This window comes from Sulfurimonas sp. C5 (genome assembly GCF_029872055.1).
Classification (GTDB): domain Bacteria; phylum Campylobacterota; class Campylobacteria; order Campylobacterales; family Sulfurimonadaceae; genus Sulfurimonas.
The window spans coordinates 1-16,044 of record NZ_JARXNQ010000011.1 but is presented as its reverse complement, the minus strand read 5'-3'; the positions used below and the strand labels follow the sequence as shown (position 1 = coordinate 16,044).

Annotated in this window: 24 protein-coding genes; 2 read left to right on the top strand and 22 right to left on the bottom strand. The window is 36.1% G+C overall.

The window, feature by feature from the left end:
- The 9 genes from P6N22_RS10480 to P6N22_RS10440 all read right to left on the bottom strand — a co-directional run.
- The coding region (locus P6N22_RS10480) for an ATP-dependent Clp protease proteolytic subunit (RefSeq protein ID WP_280332756.1) at positions 1–158 on the bottom strand (158 nt) is incomplete at its 3' end.
- Between the two features lie 10 nt (positions 159–168).
- Complete coding sequence (locus P6N22_RS10475; RefSeq protein ID WP_280332754.1) at positions 169–1,149, bottom strand: iron-sulfur cluster assembly scaffold protein; 981 nt, start codon at positions 1,147–1,149, stop codon at positions 169–171.
- Between the two features lie 38 nt (positions 1,150–1,187).
- Entirely contained in the window at positions 1,188–2,393 is a 1,206-nt protein-coding gene (locus tag P6N22_RS10470) for a NifS family cysteine desulfurase (RefSeq protein ID WP_280332752.1), read from the bottom strand.
- Between the two features lie 19 nt (positions 2,394–2,412).
- A complete protein-coding gene (locus P6N22_RS10465; RefSeq protein WP_280332749.1) occupies positions 2,413–2,742 on the bottom strand; it encodes a nitrogen fixation protein NifQ in 330 nt (109 codons plus the stop codon).
- A complete protein-coding gene (locus P6N22_RS10460; protein ID WP_280332747.1) occupies positions 2,739–3,959 on the bottom strand; it encodes an FprA family A-type flavoprotein in 1,221 nt (406 codons plus the stop codon). Before P6N22_RS10460 ends, P6N22_RS10465 begins: the two co-directional genes overlap by 4 nt.
- The gene (locus tag P6N22_RS10455) at positions 3,956–4,318 is read right to left on the bottom strand and encodes a NifB/NifX family molybdenum-iron cluster-binding protein (RefSeq protein ID WP_280332745.1); all 363 of its coding nucleotides are present in this window, start codon (positions 4,316–4,318) and stop codon (positions 3,956–3,958) included. Before P6N22_RS10455 ends, P6N22_RS10460 begins: the two co-directional genes overlap by 4 nt.
- Positions 4,315–5,286, bottom strand: coding sequence for a NifU family protein (locus P6N22_RS10450; RefSeq protein ID WP_280332744.1), 972 nt, complete (start codon positions 5,284–5,286; stop codon positions 4,315–4,317). The genes P6N22_RS10455 and P6N22_RS10450 overlap by 4 nt, the downstream gene beginning before the upstream one ends.
- Position 5,287: 1 nt before the next feature.
- A complete protein-coding gene (gene cowN / locus P6N22_RS10445; RefSeq protein ID WP_280332742.1) occupies positions 5,288–5,593 on the bottom strand; it encodes a N(2)-fixation sustaining protein CowN in 306 nt (101 codons plus the stop codon).
- Position 5,594: 1 nt separating this feature from the next.
- Positions 5,595–5,981 (bottom strand): NifB/NifX family molybdenum-iron cluster-binding protein, encoded by a 387-nt coding sequence (locus P6N22_RS10440; RefSeq protein WP_280332740.1) that lies wholly within the window; start codon positions 5,979–5,981, stop codon positions 5,595–5,597.
- 108 nt (positions 5,982–6,089) lie between these two features.
- Here P6N22_RS10440 and nifE point away from each other — a divergent pair, with 108 nt between their 5' ends.
- Complete coding sequence (gene nifE / locus P6N22_RS10435) at positions 6,090–7,436, top strand: nitrogenase iron-molybdenum cofactor biosynthesis protein NifE (protein ID WP_280332738.1); 1,347 nt, start codon at positions 6,090–6,092, stop codon at positions 7,434–7,436.
- Position 7,437: 1 nt separating this feature from the next.
- Complete coding sequence (locus P6N22_RS10430) at positions 7,438–7,845, top strand: ArsC/Spx/MgsR family protein (RefSeq protein WP_280332736.1); 408 nt, start codon at positions 7,438–7,440, stop codon at positions 7,843–7,845.
- A gap of 9 nt (positions 7,846–7,854) precedes the next feature.
- On the opposite strand, the gene P6N22_RS10425 is transcribed toward P6N22_RS10430, so the two are convergent.
- The 13 genes from P6N22_RS10425 to P6N22_RS10365 all read right to left on the bottom strand — a co-directional run bounded on the left by P6N22_RS10425 (position 7,855) and on the right by P6N22_RS10365 (position 15,875).
- Entirely contained in the window at positions 7,855–9,291 is a 1,437-nt protein-coding gene (locus P6N22_RS10425) for a sensor domain-containing diguanylate cyclase (RefSeq protein WP_280332734.1), read from the bottom strand.
- Between the two features lie 56 nt (positions 9,292–9,347).
- A complete protein-coding gene (locus tag P6N22_RS10420; RefSeq protein WP_280332731.1) occupies positions 9,348–10,565 on the bottom strand; it encodes an RNA polymerase factor sigma-54 in 1,218 nt (405 codons plus the stop codon).
- 41 nt (positions 10,566–10,606) lie between these two features.
- The gene (locus tag P6N22_RS10415) at positions 10,607–10,903 is read right to left on the bottom strand and encodes a 2Fe-2S iron-sulfur cluster-binding protein (protein WP_280332730.1); all 297 of its coding nucleotides are present in this window, start codon (positions 10,901–10,903) and stop codon (positions 10,607–10,609) included.
- Between the two features lie 13 nt (positions 10,904–10,916).
- Complete coding sequence (locus tag P6N22_RS10410; protein WP_280332728.1) at positions 10,917–11,261, bottom strand: 2Fe-2S iron-sulfur cluster-binding protein; 345 nt, start codon at positions 11,259–11,261, stop codon at positions 10,917–10,919.
- 18 nt (positions 11,262–11,279) lie between these two features.
- Entirely contained in the window at positions 11,280–11,510 is a 231-nt protein-coding gene (locus P6N22_RS10405; protein WP_280332726.1) for a nitrogen fixation protein NifZ, read from the bottom strand.
- Positions 11,511–11,601: 91 nt separating this feature from the next.
- Entirely contained in the window at positions 11,602–12,003 is a 402-nt protein-coding gene (locus P6N22_RS10400) for a nitrogen fixation protein NifZ (RefSeq protein WP_280332724.1), read from the bottom strand.
- Positions 11,993–12,334, bottom strand: coding sequence for a nitrogenase-stabilizing/protective protein NifW (locus tag P6N22_RS10395; RefSeq protein WP_280332721.1), 342 nt, complete (start codon positions 12,332–12,334; stop codon positions 11,993–11,995). Before P6N22_RS10395 ends, P6N22_RS10400 begins: the two co-directional genes overlap by 11 nt.
- A gap of 11 nt (positions 12,335–12,345) precedes the next feature.
- Positions 12,346–12,747: a P-II family nitrogen regulator gene (locus P6N22_RS10390; protein ID WP_280332720.1), complete on the bottom strand. Its 402-nt coding sequence runs from the start codon at positions 12,745–12,747 to the stop codon at positions 12,346–12,348.
- A 1-nt stretch (position 12,748) separates the two neighbouring features.
- Complete coding sequence (locus P6N22_RS10385) at positions 12,749–13,273, bottom strand: flavodoxin domain-containing protein (protein WP_280332718.1); 525 nt, start codon at positions 13,271–13,273, stop codon at positions 12,749–12,751.
- A 10-nt stretch (positions 13,274–13,283) separates the two neighbouring features.
- On the bottom strand, positions 13,284–13,706 hold the full coding sequence (locus tag P6N22_RS10380; RefSeq protein ID WP_280332716.1) for a NifX-associated nitrogen fixation protein: 423 nt from the start codon (positions 13,704–13,706) through the stop codon (positions 13,284–13,286).
- The gene (gene nifX / locus P6N22_RS10375; protein WP_280332714.1) at positions 13,706–14,104 is read right to left on the bottom strand and encodes a nitrogen fixation protein NifX; all 399 of its coding nucleotides are present in this window, start codon (positions 14,102–14,104) and stop codon (positions 13,706–13,708) included. Before nifX ends, P6N22_RS10380 begins: the two co-directional genes overlap by 1 nt.
- 64 nt (positions 14,105–14,168) lie before the next feature.
- On the bottom strand, positions 14,169–15,434 hold the full coding sequence (nifN, locus tag P6N22_RS10370; RefSeq protein WP_280332712.1) for a nitrogenase iron-molybdenum cofactor biosynthesis protein NifN: 1,266 nt from the start codon (positions 15,432–15,434) through the stop codon (positions 14,169–14,171).
- Between the two features lie 102 nt (positions 15,435–15,536).
- Complete coding sequence (locus P6N22_RS10365) at positions 15,537–15,875, bottom strand: P-II family nitrogen regulator (RefSeq protein WP_280332710.1); 339 nt, start codon at positions 15,873–15,875, stop codon at positions 15,537–15,539.
- Positions 15,876–16,044 lie beyond the last annotated feature (169 nt).

The following is a 16,044-nucleotide window of genomic DNA, read 5'->3' as shown; positions in this document are numbered from 1 at the left end:
GCTTCTAAAAAAAGAAGTTGTGCTACGATTGTTGAAGCTACTGCGTCGTTCACTTCTCCGCTTAGCATTACGATTCTGTCTTTTAATAATCTTGAATAGATATCGTAGCTTCTCTCGCCTCGTCCTGATTGTTCTACTACATATGGAATATAACTCATCTAATCTCCCTTAGAGTGTAATTACTCTGATTCTATCATCAAGGTTTTGTTTTAACGTACTCTCGATAGCATATAATGTACCCGTACTTCCCGTTGAACAAGTTGAACAAGCTCCAAGATATTTAATGTACACATCAAAGTTTCCATTTTCCTCTTTAATATCTACAAGTTCCATATCTCCACCGTCCATGATAAGCATTGGACGAACATACTCTTCAACCACTGCATCGATTGCACGAGTTTTTTGTACCATACTCATAGATGCAAAATCTGCTTTATCCTCTTTTGGAGCATTTGCCATTGTTGTAAGACGTTCACGTTCCATCTCTTCACGTGTTTCTTTCAGTAAGTCTTCTAAATATATATCTTTTGCTTCATGTCCGCCAGCTTTTATACATGACTTACAAAAACCGCCCGCTTTTGTAAAATCAATGATCTCCTCAATAGTTTTAAGGTCATTTATCTTGATAACGTCTACAAGTGTGTCCTGAGATACACGAGCACATTCACAAATAATAAATTCCTCTTCAAAACTCTCTGCATCTACACCTTTATATGTAGCTGCCGCTTTTTTGATAACATCGTATGCCATAACCGAACAGTGCATCTTTTGCGGTGGAACTGCAGGAACATCAGGAGTATCACGCATCGCTTTTTCAACATCAATATTTGTGATCTTTACTGCTTCATCAACAGTTTTTCCCATACACAATTCTGTCATAATGTCAGAACTTGCAATGGCAGTACCACATCCAAAACTTTTGAATTTACTTGCTACAATTTTGTCAGTACCGTTTTCAACCGCCCAGTATAGACGAACAGCATCACCACAACTTTCAGCTCCAAAGTCTGCAACAATTAATGTTGCATTCATAGCTTCAGCTTCCTCTTCAGTAATATGCCCTTGATGTTGAGGATTATTCATTCTATCAACAACAATGTTACTGTACTCATCCCAAATTGAACCGCTTACTAAACTTGCCTTTGCCATATTATTCTCCTTGAATTTATTTCAGAAATTATTATCTATTAATTATGTTCTAATTGACTCACGTGATTTTTCGGTGTATATGCATACGAACTTGAAATACTTCTCAGTCTCTCAACCGCTTCTTTAATCTTTTCTATTGCATAATCGATTTGCTCTTCCGTATTAAAACGTGAAAGTGAAAAACGGATCCCAGTATGTGCTAGTTCACTGTCACTTCCAAATGCATTCATTACCGGATTTGCCTCTAAGTCTTCACTTGCACAGGCACTCCCTGTTGATGCAGAAATTCCATTTTTGTTCAAATCCCAAAGCATCGATTCACCCTCAACACCTCTGATTGAAATAAGTGTCGTATTTGGTGTACGATTTTCTCTATCACCGATTACAATTGTGTCAGGAATTTTTAGAATCGCTTTCTCTAGCTTGTCACGCAACATACCTACATGGTTTTGCTCATATGCAAGTGCCATCGTATTCGTTGCTAATTGCATCGCTTTACCCATACCGACAATTGACGCTACATCAAGTGTTCCGGCACGTCTTCCGTCCATCTGTTCACCACCGTGCATGTATGGGCTAAGTTGTACACCTTTTTTAATGTAAAGCCCGCCTACACCTTTTGGTCCATGGAATTTGTGAGCCGAGAAACTAATCATGTCAACATTCGCATCTTGAACATCCACTTTAACTTTTCCTATTGCCTGCGTAGCATCTGAATGAAATAGCACACCTTTTTCTTTACAAATTGCACCTATTTCTTTAATAGGGAAAAGTTTTCCTGTTTCGTTGTTTGCCCACATAACAGAAACCAGTGCTGTGTCTTCACGAATAGCATCACGAACGGCATCTGCTTCAAGTACACCCTCTTCATTTACAGTAAGGTAAGTAACATCCACACCTTTTTTCTCTAAATAGTTACATGCAGCAGTAATGGCAGGGTGTTCCACTTCACTTGTAATAATATGGTTTTTCTCACCGTCTAAAATCTGATCAAGCCAAACACTTTTTACTACCCAGTTATTTGCCTCTGTCGCATTTGCCGTGATAATGATGTCATCCTCGTCATCCGCATTAATACCTTCATAAAGAAAGTCAAATGCCTCAGCAATTTTTGGATGTGTAGCAGAGCCCACACTGTGTAATGAGTTTGGATTCCCATACAGTTCACAAAAAAACGGTTGCATCTCTTCAAAAACTTTTTCGTCTACTTTTGTTGTCGCGTTATTGTCTAAATATACTTGCATAAATAAATTCTCCTTCAAATTAAATTTGACACTTAAAACATGTCAGCTGATCATTGCATTCGGCACAGGCTGGTGCTGTTTCGTTGAGCAGATCATAAAGATATTTTTTCCATAAAGTTTCTTTAGGTTTCATAGCACTCAGTTTTGGAAAATACTCTTGCATAAATCTTCCCATCTCTACTCTATTATCAAAACCAAGATCTTGGTATAAATGATTCATCTCCAAAGATGCCTTGGCAACTTTAGGGGCTACTACCATTTTTGAGTAATCATCTTTTGAAAAAAACTCCAAAAGGAGTTTCACCTTCGCTTCCAAAACTTCATTTACAGTCATAAATCCTTGTGTCATAATGTCATCTCCACCATTTTTCCATTTACGATTTTTCCAAATTCAATGCCGTATTCATAACAATCCGCCAGTTCATCTTTTGTAGGAATCAGTTTTACCTTCATAGGCTGCAATGGCATACGAAAATTAAGAGCCTGCAAGCGATGTTGAATCATCTCTACCGCTTCGCCGCTCCATCCGTATGAACCGAAACATCCGCCGAATTTACCCTTTTTCTCTAAAAGCATCATACAGCTAAGTAGATCCCAAACAGGCTTAGGAGCATCTCCGTTAATTGTAGGAGCACCGATCAGAATTCCCGTACTCTCTTCTAATATAGTGAGCATATTTTGCTCATCAAGAGCTGTAAGGTCGTAAATGTTTGCTATTAAATTCGTATCAGATTCTATTCCGTCAAAAATACTTTGGGCCATATCTTTTGTATTTTTATAACTTGTCACATAAAAAATTGAGATGATTTTTTTACCGTGAAGTCTGTCTACTTTTGTACTCCACTCTCTATAACGCTCAATATATTTTTGTGGTTTGTCACGCATGATCGGACCATGAAGATTACATATAATATCTACATCAAATTTATCGTAAAGATTAAGTGCTTTGACAACATCACTGCGAAACGGACGCATAATGTGATCGTAGTAGTATTTAAATGCATAATCAAAATCACCTACAAGGTCATCAAATATACGGCTGTCAAAATAGTGAGAACCAAAAACATCACCGCTGAAAAGTACTTTGTCCTCTTCTAAGTAAGAACTCATTGTCTCAGGCCAATGTAGATTCGGTGTACTTAAAAAGGTGATTGTTTTATTTCCTAAAGTGAGTTTTTTATTTGTCCAAACAGTTTCAAACTCCATATCTTTTGTTTTTGCAATGGACTTTAACATCGGTTGTGCCATAGGGGAGATAAAAACTTTTGCCTGTGGTGCACGCTTTGTAAGCTCAGGAAGTGCACCACTGTGATCGGGTTCTAAATGGTGCATGATTATATATTTAATATCACTATAAGAACATACAGATTCAACTTTTTCAAAAAACTCTTCTGAAAACTCTTCTTTTACAGTATCGAAGATGATAACACCCTCAGAAGTTTTCAAAAGATATGCATTGTAAGTTGTCCCGTTTGCTGTTTTCATAATGATATCAAATGTACGAATATCAGGGTCACTAACACCGATATAATACAGGTCTTTAATTATTTGGATCGCTTCACTCATTTTAAAAGTATCCTTTTCAACCAGAGAGGAGGATTTGCAATAAGTTTTTGAAGCGCTACGATCACATCTTCGATCTTCTCATTTTCACTCGCTGCTTTCATAGGATAGATCCCTGCGATCTTCACCATGTTTGCAGCTTTAGGACCGATTTGTGTTACATAGATCATATCCGCTTCACTTACACACTCGATTTTGTACTCAAGCTTATCCACCTCAGCTTCATATTTTTTAGATGAGTCCATCTCTTTGATCAAATTTGCATTCTCAGCATCTATCTCATAAAGATAAAAAGTCTCACACCATCCAAAGTGTTCATTAACATTAATTCCGTCTTTTGAAGCAAAAGCGACTTTAATCATATGACGTACACCCTAATGTTTTCATCTATAACTTGAGAAAGAGTGTTCATGATAATCTCATACGTAGTTGTAGAGGCCATAGAACATCCTGCACAGTTTCCTTGATAAGCTAAACGGATCTCAATCTCAGGATAGTTGATGTAATCGATTAACGTAATATCTCCGCCGTCTTTTACCAAGATAGGACGAATATATCTGTCGATTGCATCCATTACCAACTCTAACTGTTTCTCTTTTGAATAGTTTCTAAACATCATATTTGGTTCACATGCAGTGTTTGGTTCTTTATCTACACCACCCATTTGAGCCAGAGCCATTGGATGATTTGTTTTTGCTGCGCTTAACATACAATCAAATCCCTCTTTGACTAAAGCCAGATTAGTTCTGTCTTTTAAAAGCATAAGGCCTAGTCTAAAGTTAGCCCCTTGGTGATTTTTCTTTACAGCACGTCTAAAGTATTCAATAGTTTTAGCTTCATCCTCTTCAACGCCTAGTTTTGTTTGGTAGATTAATGCCAAGTTGTAGTTTGCAGAATCATTATCGTACTCACTAGCCATCTCAAAGTATTCACGTGCTTTAGCAAAGTCTTTTGATACACCCTCACCTTTTAAATACATCAGACCCAAATTTGTCATAGCTTGATCATTTTTGTGTTTGATCTCCTCTTGCCATAATGACAACGCTTTCTCATAATCTTTTTGTCTATATGCACTGAGTGCTTCTCTATGTTTCATAAATCTTCTTCCTTCTCTAGGGTTTGGTAACTCACGCCCTGCGTTATACTCTCTAATGATATGCTCACGCAGATACTCTTGTGCCAAAGCTATCGCTTCATCATAATCTTCGCTTGCAGCCTTAATGTCAAAGTCCACATACTCAGCCAAGTATGCGTCTCCAACTTCATGCTCCCCTGCAAAGCACTCTAAGGGATAATCCAAATTTAAATAATAATCAACTGACTTTTCCATCTTAACAACACTCCAATTCGCATTGATCCATCATCTCGATCCCTTTGTCAAAATCGTGTTCTTCAAAAAGGTCAAAGATGTAAAATACATTTGAGCACACTTGATACAAAGTATCTTTATTGTTCTCTTTTACAAACTCTTGTTTATAGTTTTGAGGTATAGTCTGCATAAAACGCTTCCAAAAATCATTGTAAGCTGTAGGTTTTTGTTCGAAAAGTTCATCCATAGCTTCTAAAACCAATGCCGCATTTTCATAGCAGTCAATGTTATCAAAGGTTATATATCTATCTTTGATCTCTCTAGACATCTTATCCCTCACATCCACATTGACAAGCTCCACCGTTACCCGGATCAAGTTTTTCTTTATAGTTTGAATTGTCTACTTTGCTCAGTTTCTTTTTTAGATATTTTTCATGAATTTCATTTAAAGACATTTTTGTGTGTTCAGTAGTGTACACATCCATTTTATTGTCTACAAATGAGTTATATACGCCTTCTCCCATGTGATAATACACGGCAGAATCCACACCGAAAGAGCGTAAAAAGTTTGCACTTTTAGGTCCTTCACCCATTACTTCATTTTTGACAACAGTCAATTCTCCGTCATCTAAGTTCAAAAGTCCGAAATACGGTGCTTGTCCAAAGAGTTCTGAAATACTTGCGTCAAATTCATTATCTAAAGGAATTGCCAACATCTTATTTTTCCTATATCTTTTTCTATAAACATATTCAAATAGTGTTCCTTTGGAGTCAGTGGAATAGATTCTGTATAAATAATGTATAACTTAATTAAAGGGTTTATTATGGTCAATAGAAAACTTATTCGTGAACTTTTAAGTGAATCTGCTTGTACACACAACGAAAAAAAGAAAAGTTCTTGTGATAAACCAAAACCGGGAGCTACTAGTGGCGGTTGTGCTTTTGAAGGCGCTCAAATTGCACTTTTTCCATATGCAGATGCCGTACATCTTGTTCATGCTCCAGCAACTTGCCAAGGGGCTTCTTGGGAGACTAGACAAACCCTTACAAGCCATAAAGGTCAAAATAATACTGTAACCGGATACTATACAGACGTGACAACAAATGACGTAATTTTCGGCGGAGACCAAAAGCTTGAAGACTCTATAGAATATATCGTTAAACATAAATCTCCAAAAGCTATCTTCGTTTATGAAACATGTGTCACTGCAATGATTGGTGATGATATGGACAACGTATGTAAACGTATGCAAGAGAAGCATGGTCTTCCTGTTATCGTCGTGCATTCACCTGGATTTGTAGGCGGTAAAAACTTGGGAAGCCGTCTGGGTGGCGAAGCAGTACTCAACCAACTTATCGGTACTCGTGAACCTGAAGAGGTCCATCCTTTTGGAATAAACCTTATCGGTGAATATAATGTTACGGGTGATATGTGGCAGTACACTCCTCTCTTAGAAAAAATAGGGATTAAAGTAGTATCTACTTTAGCAGGTGACGGTCGTATTGAAGATATTCAAACAGCACATACGGCTAAATTAAATGTAATTGTTTGTGCTAAATCGTTAGTAACCCTCACTCGTAAAATGCAAGAACGCTATAGCATCCCTTACATTTCTGTTTCTTTTTACGGTAAACGTGACACAACAAATGCAATCCGTTCAATCGTGAATGCGTTTGGAGATGAAGAGTTAACAAAAAGAGCTGAAGCAGTAATTGCCGAAGAGGAAGCAAAACTTGAAGAGAGACTCATCCCTTACAGAAAAGTTCTAGAGGGTAAAAAAGCAATCCTCAATACTGGTGGAAATAAATCTTGGTCTATCGCTTCTGCACTGCAAGATATTGGCATTAACGTTATTGCGACAAGTGTCAGAAAAGCGACACTCGAAGATGTAGAGATTGCAAAACAGTATGTAGATATTTTAATGAAGGTTCCTGCGCAAGAACAGGGAAAACTCATAGATGAGCATAATGTAGATATTCTACTAGCAGGTGGACGTAGTCTCTATACAGCTATCAAGAAAAAAGTCTCGTTTGTGGATGTAAACCAGGAGAAAAAAGTAAGTTACGGAGCTTATGGCGGTTTAGAAAACTTGGCGAAAGATGTATGTGCAGCAGTAAACAATCCTGTCTTTAGAGTTGTCGGTGAAGCTGCACCTTGGGAGCAGGCATAAAATGGAAATAACATTTTTTGAAAAACCTGGCTGTGCAGGCAATGCTAAACAAAAAAAGCTTTTGGAACTTTATAACATCTCTTACAAAACAGAAAACATGTTGTCCTATCCATGGACAAAAGAGTTGTTAAAAGAGTTTTTTGAGGGTAGAGAGAAAGAGGATATTTTCAATCCTTTTGCACCGAAAATAAAAAATAAAGAGTTAGATCCACACCTGCTCTCCATCGAGCAGCTTGTCGAACAGATGATTCAGGAACCTATACTTATCAAAAGACCTTTACTTGTGATAGGCGAGGAAAAAATTTGCGGTTTTGATATCAAGAAAATCAATGCCTTACTGCAAAAGAACATCTGTTCATCTGTCAGTATTTCTACTTGTCAAAGCAGTGATGCATGTAAACCAAAATAAGAAGTTTATTTAGAGCGAAATTACTCTGTTTTTTCCGCTTCTTTTTGCTTCATACATTGCATTGTCAACACGCACTATTACATGTTCTAAAGGTTCATCTTCCTTACACGCTGTGATCCCTAGACTGGAAGTTACATCTTCTTCAACTAACTCATTTAATACAATATCTGTATTGATGGCTATTCTTAGTTTTTCAGCTATTTTTTGTGCATTTTCCAAGTGAGTACTAAGTGCTACTATGAATTCTTCGCCACCCCAGCGAGCTACAACATCTGTTTGTCTTACATGCTGCTGTAATATCTCTGCAACACGTTTTAAGACTTCATCACCAACACTGTGTCCATATTTGTCATTTATATGTTTAAAATTATCCATATCTAAAAATAAGAATGAGAGTGGTTCTTTGTTACGCTTGCTCAACTGGTGTAAATATTTCATCTTATCTTCAAAAGAACGACGATTGTACAATTCAGTCAATGGGTCATGCTGAGCCATGAAAGAGAGTGTTTTGTTGTATTTTTTTATTGTCAGTAAAATAATTACTGTAACAATCAAGGTAAAAAAGAGTGATATCGATACATTTAGATAAAAAGCTTGGTGTGCATTTTCCGTAAAATCATTGATCTTGGCTTCAACGAGTAAATAAAGGTGTAACTCCGGAATATATTTTGTTTTTAAAATATACTCTTCTGAGTTGCGTTTATATTTTAAAAGTTTTGAGCTTGATGATAAAATATCATCCTTTACTTTTAACCACTGGGGATCTTCTTGAATTCTTTGTATGTGTTTCTGACTTCTTTCAGCTAAAACGACATTACCCTCTTCACTTAAAAAACATACTTTAAATTTATACTCTTCTCGGAAACGCTTTAACATACCGTCTATATAAGATATTTTATGACCAATTCCAGTAGCTCCTAAAAAATGATACTTCGAATCAAAAATTTTATAGTTTATAAACATCATTAAAGAGTTATCTAGATTACTGTTATAGTCGAGATTAATCTCATGCTCTTCAGCAGAATCTTTAAATGCGAAATACCATTTATTATCTGTTTTATTGTTATCTAAAGATTCCAAAAAACCTTTTTGAGTATAGTAATTCTTTGTCTTTTCAGAAACTAAAAAGGTAACAAATAAGCCATATTTATTTCTAATCGTTTCCAAGTAACTCGTAATTTTATCGCTATTGTCTTCTTCGTTGATCAGCCAATCTTTTACAAATGTATCACTCGCCATCATTGAAGAGATGAGATTCGGCTCAATTAAATGTGTTTGAATTTCTGTATAAATATTATCTACGGAGAGAGGTAATGCGCGATTTACTAGTTCTTTTTGAACAGAGTTAAGTGAGATAATATAGTTAATTAAAGATAAACTCAAAGAGAGGATCAATAATAATCCAGAGACAATAAACAATACTTTAAAATTATTAGAAGACTTCATTATCAACCTATAAACTTTTCACTAATCCTAACATCTATCAGCTTAAAATATGAATATCAGCTTCTTACTTTGTAGATCTTTTTTCTCTCTTTTGATGAAGGGATCTCGAGTTGTTTTCTGTATTTTGTAATTGTGCGTCTCACCATATTCATGTTGTAACGCTGCATCACTTTTTCAACTAAGTCCTGATCTGTTAACGGTTCATCGTGGTCTTCATTTTCTACCAGATTTTGGATAAAGTGTTTCACTTCCGATGAAGAAAGATTTTTTGAAACCGCATTTGTAAAAAATGATTTCAATGAAAAAATCCCTCTGTCACATTTAATGTACTTGTTTGATACTGCACGTGAAATTGTTGATTCTTCAAAACCGATCTCTTCGGCAACCTGAGCCATAGTCATAGGCTTGAGTTCACTTCCGATAAAAAATCCCATTTGTCTTTCAACAATGATTAGAACTAATTTATAAAGAGTAGATTTTCTAAGCTCAAGTAAATTTACAAGATCACGAGCCTCTTTGAGTTTATATTTTAATTCATCATTTTTACTTTTAAAAGGATCTTTAATTACAATATCCGGATAATAACTGTGATTGATTCTCACCGATATATCTTCATCTACATCCACAAAAAAATCAGGCACTATATATTCATTATCCTCTTGATAATCAATCGCCGGAGGTGATTTAAACTTTTTAATGATCTGTGTCGCCTCTTCAAAGCGGTGATGTTTATGATATTTATCTATCCCTTTGAGATTTTTGATCATCTTCTCAATCAACTGACTAAGTTCTGTATCTACATTAAGTTGTGAGAGTTGAAATTCAAAACACTCAATCATATCATATGCACCTACTCCGCACGGATCAATATATGCGAAACGTTGGCGAATGCTCTCAACAAACTCTTTTGTAGTATTGCATTTAACGGCTATCGTCTCTGTGTCTCCGTCAAAATATCCGTCACTGTCAATATTATCCAAAATCTCCATTGCTACGTTTTGAGAGTTTGGCGTTGGGAAAAGAGGTGCATCAATCTGGTTTGATACTTTCTCGTAAAACGACTCTTTGTATGTGTTGATCTCTTCAATCAAACCACTGCTGTTATAGCTTGATTCAAAAGATGAATTGTATTCCAAAAATGGATTATCATAACTATGTTCTTTAAATACAGTTTCAAGGTCTTGCAGAGGTGCTTGAAGTAAAGGCAACCAAAGTCTTAGTGACAATTGTAAAGTTTGTTTTTGTTTTGCTTGAAGTCCTAATGCTGCAGACATATTATTGTTCCTCAAACCATAAAAATGGTTTGAGATTTTCCTTAGTATTTAAGTCTTACTAAACCGTTTGGCTTAGCAATTTTCATTTGACATGAAAGACGTGAGTTTGGAGTACAAGTACCAGAACAGATCTCTTTTAATACTTTAACTTCTTTGTCAGTTTTATCTGTAAGAAATTCCATCCCTGATTCAACTTCAACAATACATGTTCCACATTCACCGTCACGACATCCAAAAGGAAGTGCACTACCACTAGCCTCCACGATATCTTGAATAGTACTTCCCTCTTTCACGTTAATTGCTAAAAAATCGTTTATGATTTCAACTCTTGTAGTCATTTTTTCTTTCTCCTTATTGTAAAAATGGTTTGATGATAACATCACCCTTAACAAGTGTTTGGCATGCCAATCTCACTTTTGGGCTGATCGTAAATTGTTGACAGTGTTCCGCATCCTTAGATTTTAAAACACCCAACTCCACTAGTTTTTCTAGCTCTTTATCTTCAATATAGTTTGTAGGTTCTTCGTCCTCTATATTTTCGTATTTAATTAAACAGCTAGCACATTCACCGTCTTGACATTCAAAGTTAATCGGTATACCGTTATCTTTAGCCAATCTTACAATTGGTTCACCTTTTGGCGCATGATACAAACCGTCTTTTTCTGTATCAAAGCCAATGAAAATCACCTTCGCCACACTCTCTCCTTTTTAAGTTTACTTCTCTTCTTTCAATTTAGCCATTTTTTTTCTATGCGCTTCAAAAGCTTCTCTGTCCAAAGTCTCTTCATCAACATAGTCATCATCCATAGACTCTAACTCATGTTCACGACAACCGACAATCTCTACTTCCATCTCAGCACCGAAGAAGTGCACTTCATAGACACGAATAACTTGTAAAAAATCTCCCATTGTTTTTATATATCCGATCGTACCTTTCGGCATCATCAGTGTANCCTTTTGGCGCATGATACAAACCGTCTTTTTCTGTATCAAAGCCAATGAAAATCACCTTCGCCACACTCTCTCCTTTTTAAGTTTACTTCTCTTCTTTCAATTTAGCCATTTTTTTTCTATGCGCTTCAAAAGCTTCTCTGTCCAAAGTCTCTTCATCAACATAGTCATCATCCATAGACTCTAACTCATGTTCACGACAACCGACAATCTCTACTTCCATCTCAGCACCGAAGAAGTGCACTTCATAGACACGAATAACTTGTAAAAAATCTCCCATTGTTTTTATATATCCGATCGTACCTTTCGGCATCATCAGTGTACCTATCTTGGCATGTGGATATGTACCGTCGTTTACAATATCTTCAACAAGTCTTACTTTTTGTCCAATCATGAACTTTGGTTCTTCAGCATCGCGCCCTGATCTGTCAGCAGTGATACTGTCATACAGCGTTACGTCCGGATCAAATGTAAAATTAGCAGCCACAACTGTTTCCTGCTTGCGGTGTACAGCTCATACAACCGCTTAATTTTCCATCTTTAAACATATCCCAAACATCAGCCGCACTTGGAGCATAGCCGTTTGCAAACTCACCGTAAACTTTTAAAAGTGAATATTTTAAAAAGTCTAAAAGACGTTCATCTTGACCGCCAAGGTTTTGCATTCCAGTCTTAATAAGTGTCCCATATTCTTTTAAAATGTGAAATCGCTTGATGTTTACTAAGCTTGCATCGTACTCTAAATCGAAAAAATCAAAATAATCTTCCGCATCAGTTAGTTCGTAGAACTCATCCAATGACTTTTCTGTAGTATTCATAATCTGTTCCTTTAGCTACATGGCGTATCGATATGTGTTGTTGCGATATGCGTAACATTACCGATTTTCTTGTCTATTTGCGTTGTTAAGGCATCTTGATCTCTTTCACCTGTTCTGATGCGTTCAACACCACCAACATCGATCCACCACATTTTTCCAGCCCCTCGACCTAAATCGTGAGCATTAGAACGTACACATTCCATTGCACGTTCTCTATTTTCTTTTGTAGAAACAACCATCTCTAATTTTACTTTTTCTACAAGGTCTACGATCCCGTTATCTGCCTCTTTTAAACCAAAAGAGCCTTTTCCGATAACATCGCTTACCGTGATCCCTTCAAAATTATTTGCAAAAAGATCTTCTAAAACGTTTTTTAAATTTGCTTTGTTTATTACCGCTGTAACCAAATACATTTTATTCTCCTAGTTCTGATTTTAATAAGCCAACCCATTTTTCTATCCTTTCACTAGTTTTTTCACTCTCATTGTGTTCATCAATTCCTAAACCACAAAACTTGCCATCAATCTCTGCAAGTGAAAATTCATATGAATAATCTTCTTTAGGGATAAAGCCTATCGCTTTTGCTCCAGCTTCAGTAAAAGTTTTATGTAATTTTCCTAACGCTGAGCAAAAATGCTCACCATGTTTTTTACAATCACCTGCACCGAAAAATGCAACTGTTTTTCCACTAAAATCTATATCTTCGTCTTCTATCTCTAAAATAGGGTCTACCCAAGAGAAGTGTAAGTCACCTTGTCCCCAAGTTGAACTACCTAAAAAAAGTACATCATATTCAAGAAGTTGTTCCTCAACATCATCGAAGTCCTCTTCCATGTTGATGATATCATCTTCTTCAATTCCAAATTCCTCTGCAAGAATGTCTGCTACCTTCATACTTGTTCCGCCGGCTGTTCCAACGAAGATTCCATATTTTGCCATTTTTAACCCCCTATTTTTTATATTCGTTGTATATTTTTATAGCATCTTCAACCATTTTCTCACCATCTTCACATAACTGCTCGTATGTACGGAAAGAGAAACGATGTGCATCTTTAAAAAACTTATTAACAATTACAATCTTATCTGCGATAACAACTGCACGACCAAAACCTTCATGGCTCATCTCCATAACAACAGAACACATAATCCCTGTTTTTTTCTCAAAAGCCAAAGCAACTGATTGATAAATTAAACGAATATCTTGAATCTGCATCTCATCGATATCTGCAATAACCGGAATATTTTTTAATTCCTCTTTACTTTTTACATATTTTTCTTTGAGGATATCTTCATCTTCACGATTTGCCCATGTACCGAATTGATCAAGTGCTCTTACTTGACCAATTAATGTATCTATAAATATATTTTCCATTATGCAGCCTTCTTTTGAATAATTTTTTTAATAAATGGAGGAGGATTTGTTCCCAGCATTGATACTAGTTTTTTAAGTTCCTCATCAATTGACACAACTTCTTTATACTTGATTGGAAAGATTCCAGAATTGATAATTTTTGCTGCAGCTGTCGGACCTATATTTACAAAATAAACTATGTCACATTTGTCTAAAAGCGCTACGGTTTGATCCGTATCTTTACTATCGATTTTGATAATCGTAGAGATATCAAAACCGTTACTCGAGATGTCGTAAACATTAAACTGCTTCGCACTTCCGAAGTGTGCATCAATGTTCTCATTATCGTTTGTTGCAAAAGCAACTCTAATTGTTCCAGGTTCACCGACATTTGATGTCACAGTAATTGTTGAAGCCATATTTATCTCCATTTTCTATATATATTAAGCATATATATACAGAAAGTGTTCCTTTGAGATATTTTTAATGGTGCGTAGTAGAGTTTATAAGGTTTGCCACACTAAATAAGAGATAACAACTTCCTTCATATAGAGTGTCGTTAATTAGCTGATTGCCAACTGTTTCGTAGTTTGGATAGCCTCTGAGCAATAAGGCTTTGTGTTGTTCATGGGCAATTCTTTCACCATGAAAGTTAGTAATTAGAAGCTCTGCATCTTGAAGTTTTTCCTCAACATCTTCAAAATCACCTACAATTACTTCACATTCTAAAGCATCTAAAACTTTTGTTTTTGTAGGAACTACAATCGTTTTGATATCTGCTCCAGCTTCTATAAGGGTCGTTGCAACGCTTAATGCCTGATCAGCTTCAAGTGCAATCACCATTTTTGTTCCCCCGATTGCAAAATGGGTATCTAAAAGAGCATCTTGAAGTCTTTTTCTCCATCTAACAATACTAGGATTTGGTTTTGAGAGTGTTTTAAACTCCATTAGTGCTTTGTAAAAAGCATCAGCTGCAAGTAATCCGCTCACAGTTTGAAAATGGAAATGTGTCATCTTTTCATTTTTTTGACTGAGCAGAGTTCCAGCCTTTTCTACCGAAGCGCCAATAGAGATTACAACAGATGCATCACCCAGATTTTGAATCTCTTCAACACTAATCCCTCCACTACTTAAGGCCCCTTGCTTGAGTCCTAAATGTCCATCCAACGAATCACTCAGATCAGGAAGAGCAAAAACTTCAAAACCAAATTTTGCGATCTCATCTTTAATCTTTTCAATCTCTATAGGTGTAAGATTAACATTTGGGATGAGTACAGCTTTATTATTGTTTACTTCTGAACACTCTTTGACAAGTTGTTCTACAAGTGCTTCTACAGATTTTGCAAATCCGCTTTCTAAACCACCTTCAAAATCAGGTGTATTTACATAGCACATCAATTGAATATCTTTAAGTAAAGAGGAAGCACCTTTAATATCATCACCCTTAGTCTCAGTCATACCTGTTGTAAATAAACCTACTAAATCTGGTGTAACTTTTTTTGTAATGTTTTTTATCGCTTCAGAGATTGAGTATTCTCCACCGTCTATGACAGCTGTTATATCATTGACTGCTGTTGTCTGTATAGCAATTGGGTCACTGAAATGTCTTGTAAAAAAAACCTTAGAAAAAGAGGCACACCCTTGTGCTCCATGCATAAGAGGCATACAATTTTTAATTCCTAAAAAGCAAAGCAAAGCGCCCATAGGTTGTGAAAGTTTTATCGGATTAGTTTGTAATGGTTTATTCATAATATTTTCCTCTAGTATATCTATTCAGATAGTGTTCCAAAGTGTAAGATTTAAGAGTGTAGATTGAGAAGAAAATCCCCACAAATGTGGGAATTAAAAGAGTTATACGGCGTCTTCGCCCATCTCTCCAGTACGGATTCTGATTGTATTATCAATCGGACTGATCATAATTTTACCGTCACCGATTTTACCAGTGTAGTTCACCTCTTTGATCACTTCAGTTACTTGATCAACTAAGCTGTCGTTCACTACGATTTCAAGTTTGTTTTTCGGAATAAAATCTGTTTGATATTCCGAACCACGGTAAAGTTCAGTATGCCCTTTTTGACGACCATACCCTTGAACTTCTGAAACTGTTAAACCGTCAATACCGATTTCAGCTAAAGCTTCTTTTGTTTCTTCAAGTTTATAAGGTTTTATAATTGCTTCTATCTTTTTCATATTATCTCTCTTTCATATTTAGAAAAAGTTCTTATGCATTAAGAACTTTTTCACCATGAACAGCTTCATCAAGACCAAGTTGTTCAGTTTCTTCATCAACTCTACCACCACCAGTTAAAGCAGCTGCGATATAGTAAACGATAACAGTACCAACTAAAGTGAAGATACC

What these genes read in the sequence shown, in the direction of transcription:
- P6N22_RS10475 (WP_280332754.1), bottom strand. Translation starts at nt 1,149, where the DNA reads ATGGCAAAGGCAAGTTTAGTAAGCGGTTCAATTTGGGATGAGTACAGT.
- P6N22_RS10470 (WP_280332752.1), bottom strand. Translation starts at nt 2,393, where the DNA reads ATGCAAGTATATTTAGACAATAACGCGACAACAAAAGTAGACGAAAAA.
- P6N22_RS10465 (WP_280332749.1), bottom strand. Translation starts at nt 2,742, where the DNA reads ATGACACAAGGATTTATGACTGTAAATGAAGTTTTGGAAGCGAAGGTG.
- P6N22_RS10460 (WP_280332747.1), bottom strand. Translation starts at nt 3,959, where the DNA reads ATGAGTGAAGCGATCCAAATAATTAAAGACCTGTATTATATCGGTGTT.
- P6N22_RS10455 (WP_280332745.1), bottom strand. Translation starts at nt 4,318, where the DNA reads ATGATTAAAGTCGCTTTTGCTTCAAAAGACGGAATTAATGTTAATGAA.
- P6N22_RS10450 (WP_280332744.1), bottom strand. Translation starts at nt 5,286, where the DNA reads ATGGAAAAGTCAGTTGATTATTATTTAAATTTGGATTATCCCTTAGAG.
- cowN (WP_280332742.1), bottom strand. Translation starts at nt 5,593, where the DNA reads ATGTCTAGAGAGATCAAAGATAGATATATAACCTTTGATAACATTGAC.
- P6N22_RS10440 (WP_280332740.1), bottom strand. Translation starts at nt 5,981, where the DNA reads ATGTTGGCAATTCCTTTAGATAATGAATTTGACGCAAGTATTTCAGAA.
- nifE (WP_280332738.1), top strand. Translation starts at nt 6,090, where the DNA reads ATGGTCAATAGAAAACTTATTCGTGAACTTTTAAGTGAATCTGCTTGT.
- P6N22_RS10430 (WP_280332736.1), top strand. Translation starts at nt 7,438, where the DNA reads ATGGAAATAACATTTTTTGAAAAACCTGGCTGTGCAGGCAATGCTAAA.
- P6N22_RS10425 (WP_280332734.1), bottom strand. Translation starts at nt 9,291, where the DNA reads ATGAAGTCTTCTAATAATTTTAAAGTATTGTTTATTGTCTCTGGATTA.
- P6N22_RS10420 (WP_280332731.1), bottom strand. Translation starts at nt 10,565, where the DNA reads ATGTCTGCAGCATTAGGACTTCAAGCAAAACAAAAACAAACTTTACAA.
- P6N22_RS10415 (WP_280332730.1), bottom strand. Translation starts at nt 10,903, where the DNA reads ATGACTACAAGAGTTGAAATCATAAACGATTTTTTAGCAATTAACGTG.
- P6N22_RS10405 (WP_280332726.1), bottom strand. Translation starts at nt 11,510, where the DNA reads ATGATGCCGAAAGGTACGATCGGATATATAAAAACAATGGGAGATTTT.
- P6N22_RS10395 (WP_280332721.1), bottom strand. Translation starts at nt 12,334, where the DNA reads ATGAATACTACAGAAAAGTCATTGGATGAGTTCTACGAACTAACTGAT.
- P6N22_RS10390 (WP_280332720.1), bottom strand. Translation starts at nt 12,747, where the DNA reads ATGTATTTGGTTACAGCGGTAATAAACAAAGCAAATTTAAAAAACGTT.
- P6N22_RS10385 (WP_280332718.1), bottom strand. Translation starts at nt 13,273, where the DNA reads ATGGCAAAATATGGAATCTTCGTTGGAACAGCCGGCGGAACAAGTATG.
- P6N22_RS10380 (WP_280332716.1), bottom strand. Translation starts at nt 13,706, where the DNA reads ATGGAAAATATATTTATAGATACATTAATTGGTCAAGTAAGAGCACTT.
- nifX (WP_280332714.1), bottom strand. Translation starts at nt 14,104, where the DNA reads ATGGCTTCAACAATTACTGTGACATCAAATGTCGGTGAACCTGGAACA.
- nifN (WP_280332712.1), bottom strand. Translation starts at nt 15,434, where the DNA reads ATGAATAAACCATTACAAACTAATCCGATAAAACTTTCACAACCTATG.
- P6N22_RS10365 (WP_280332710.1), bottom strand. Translation starts at nt 15,875, where the DNA reads ATGAAAAAGATAGAAGCAATTATAAAACCTTATAAACTTGAAGAAACA.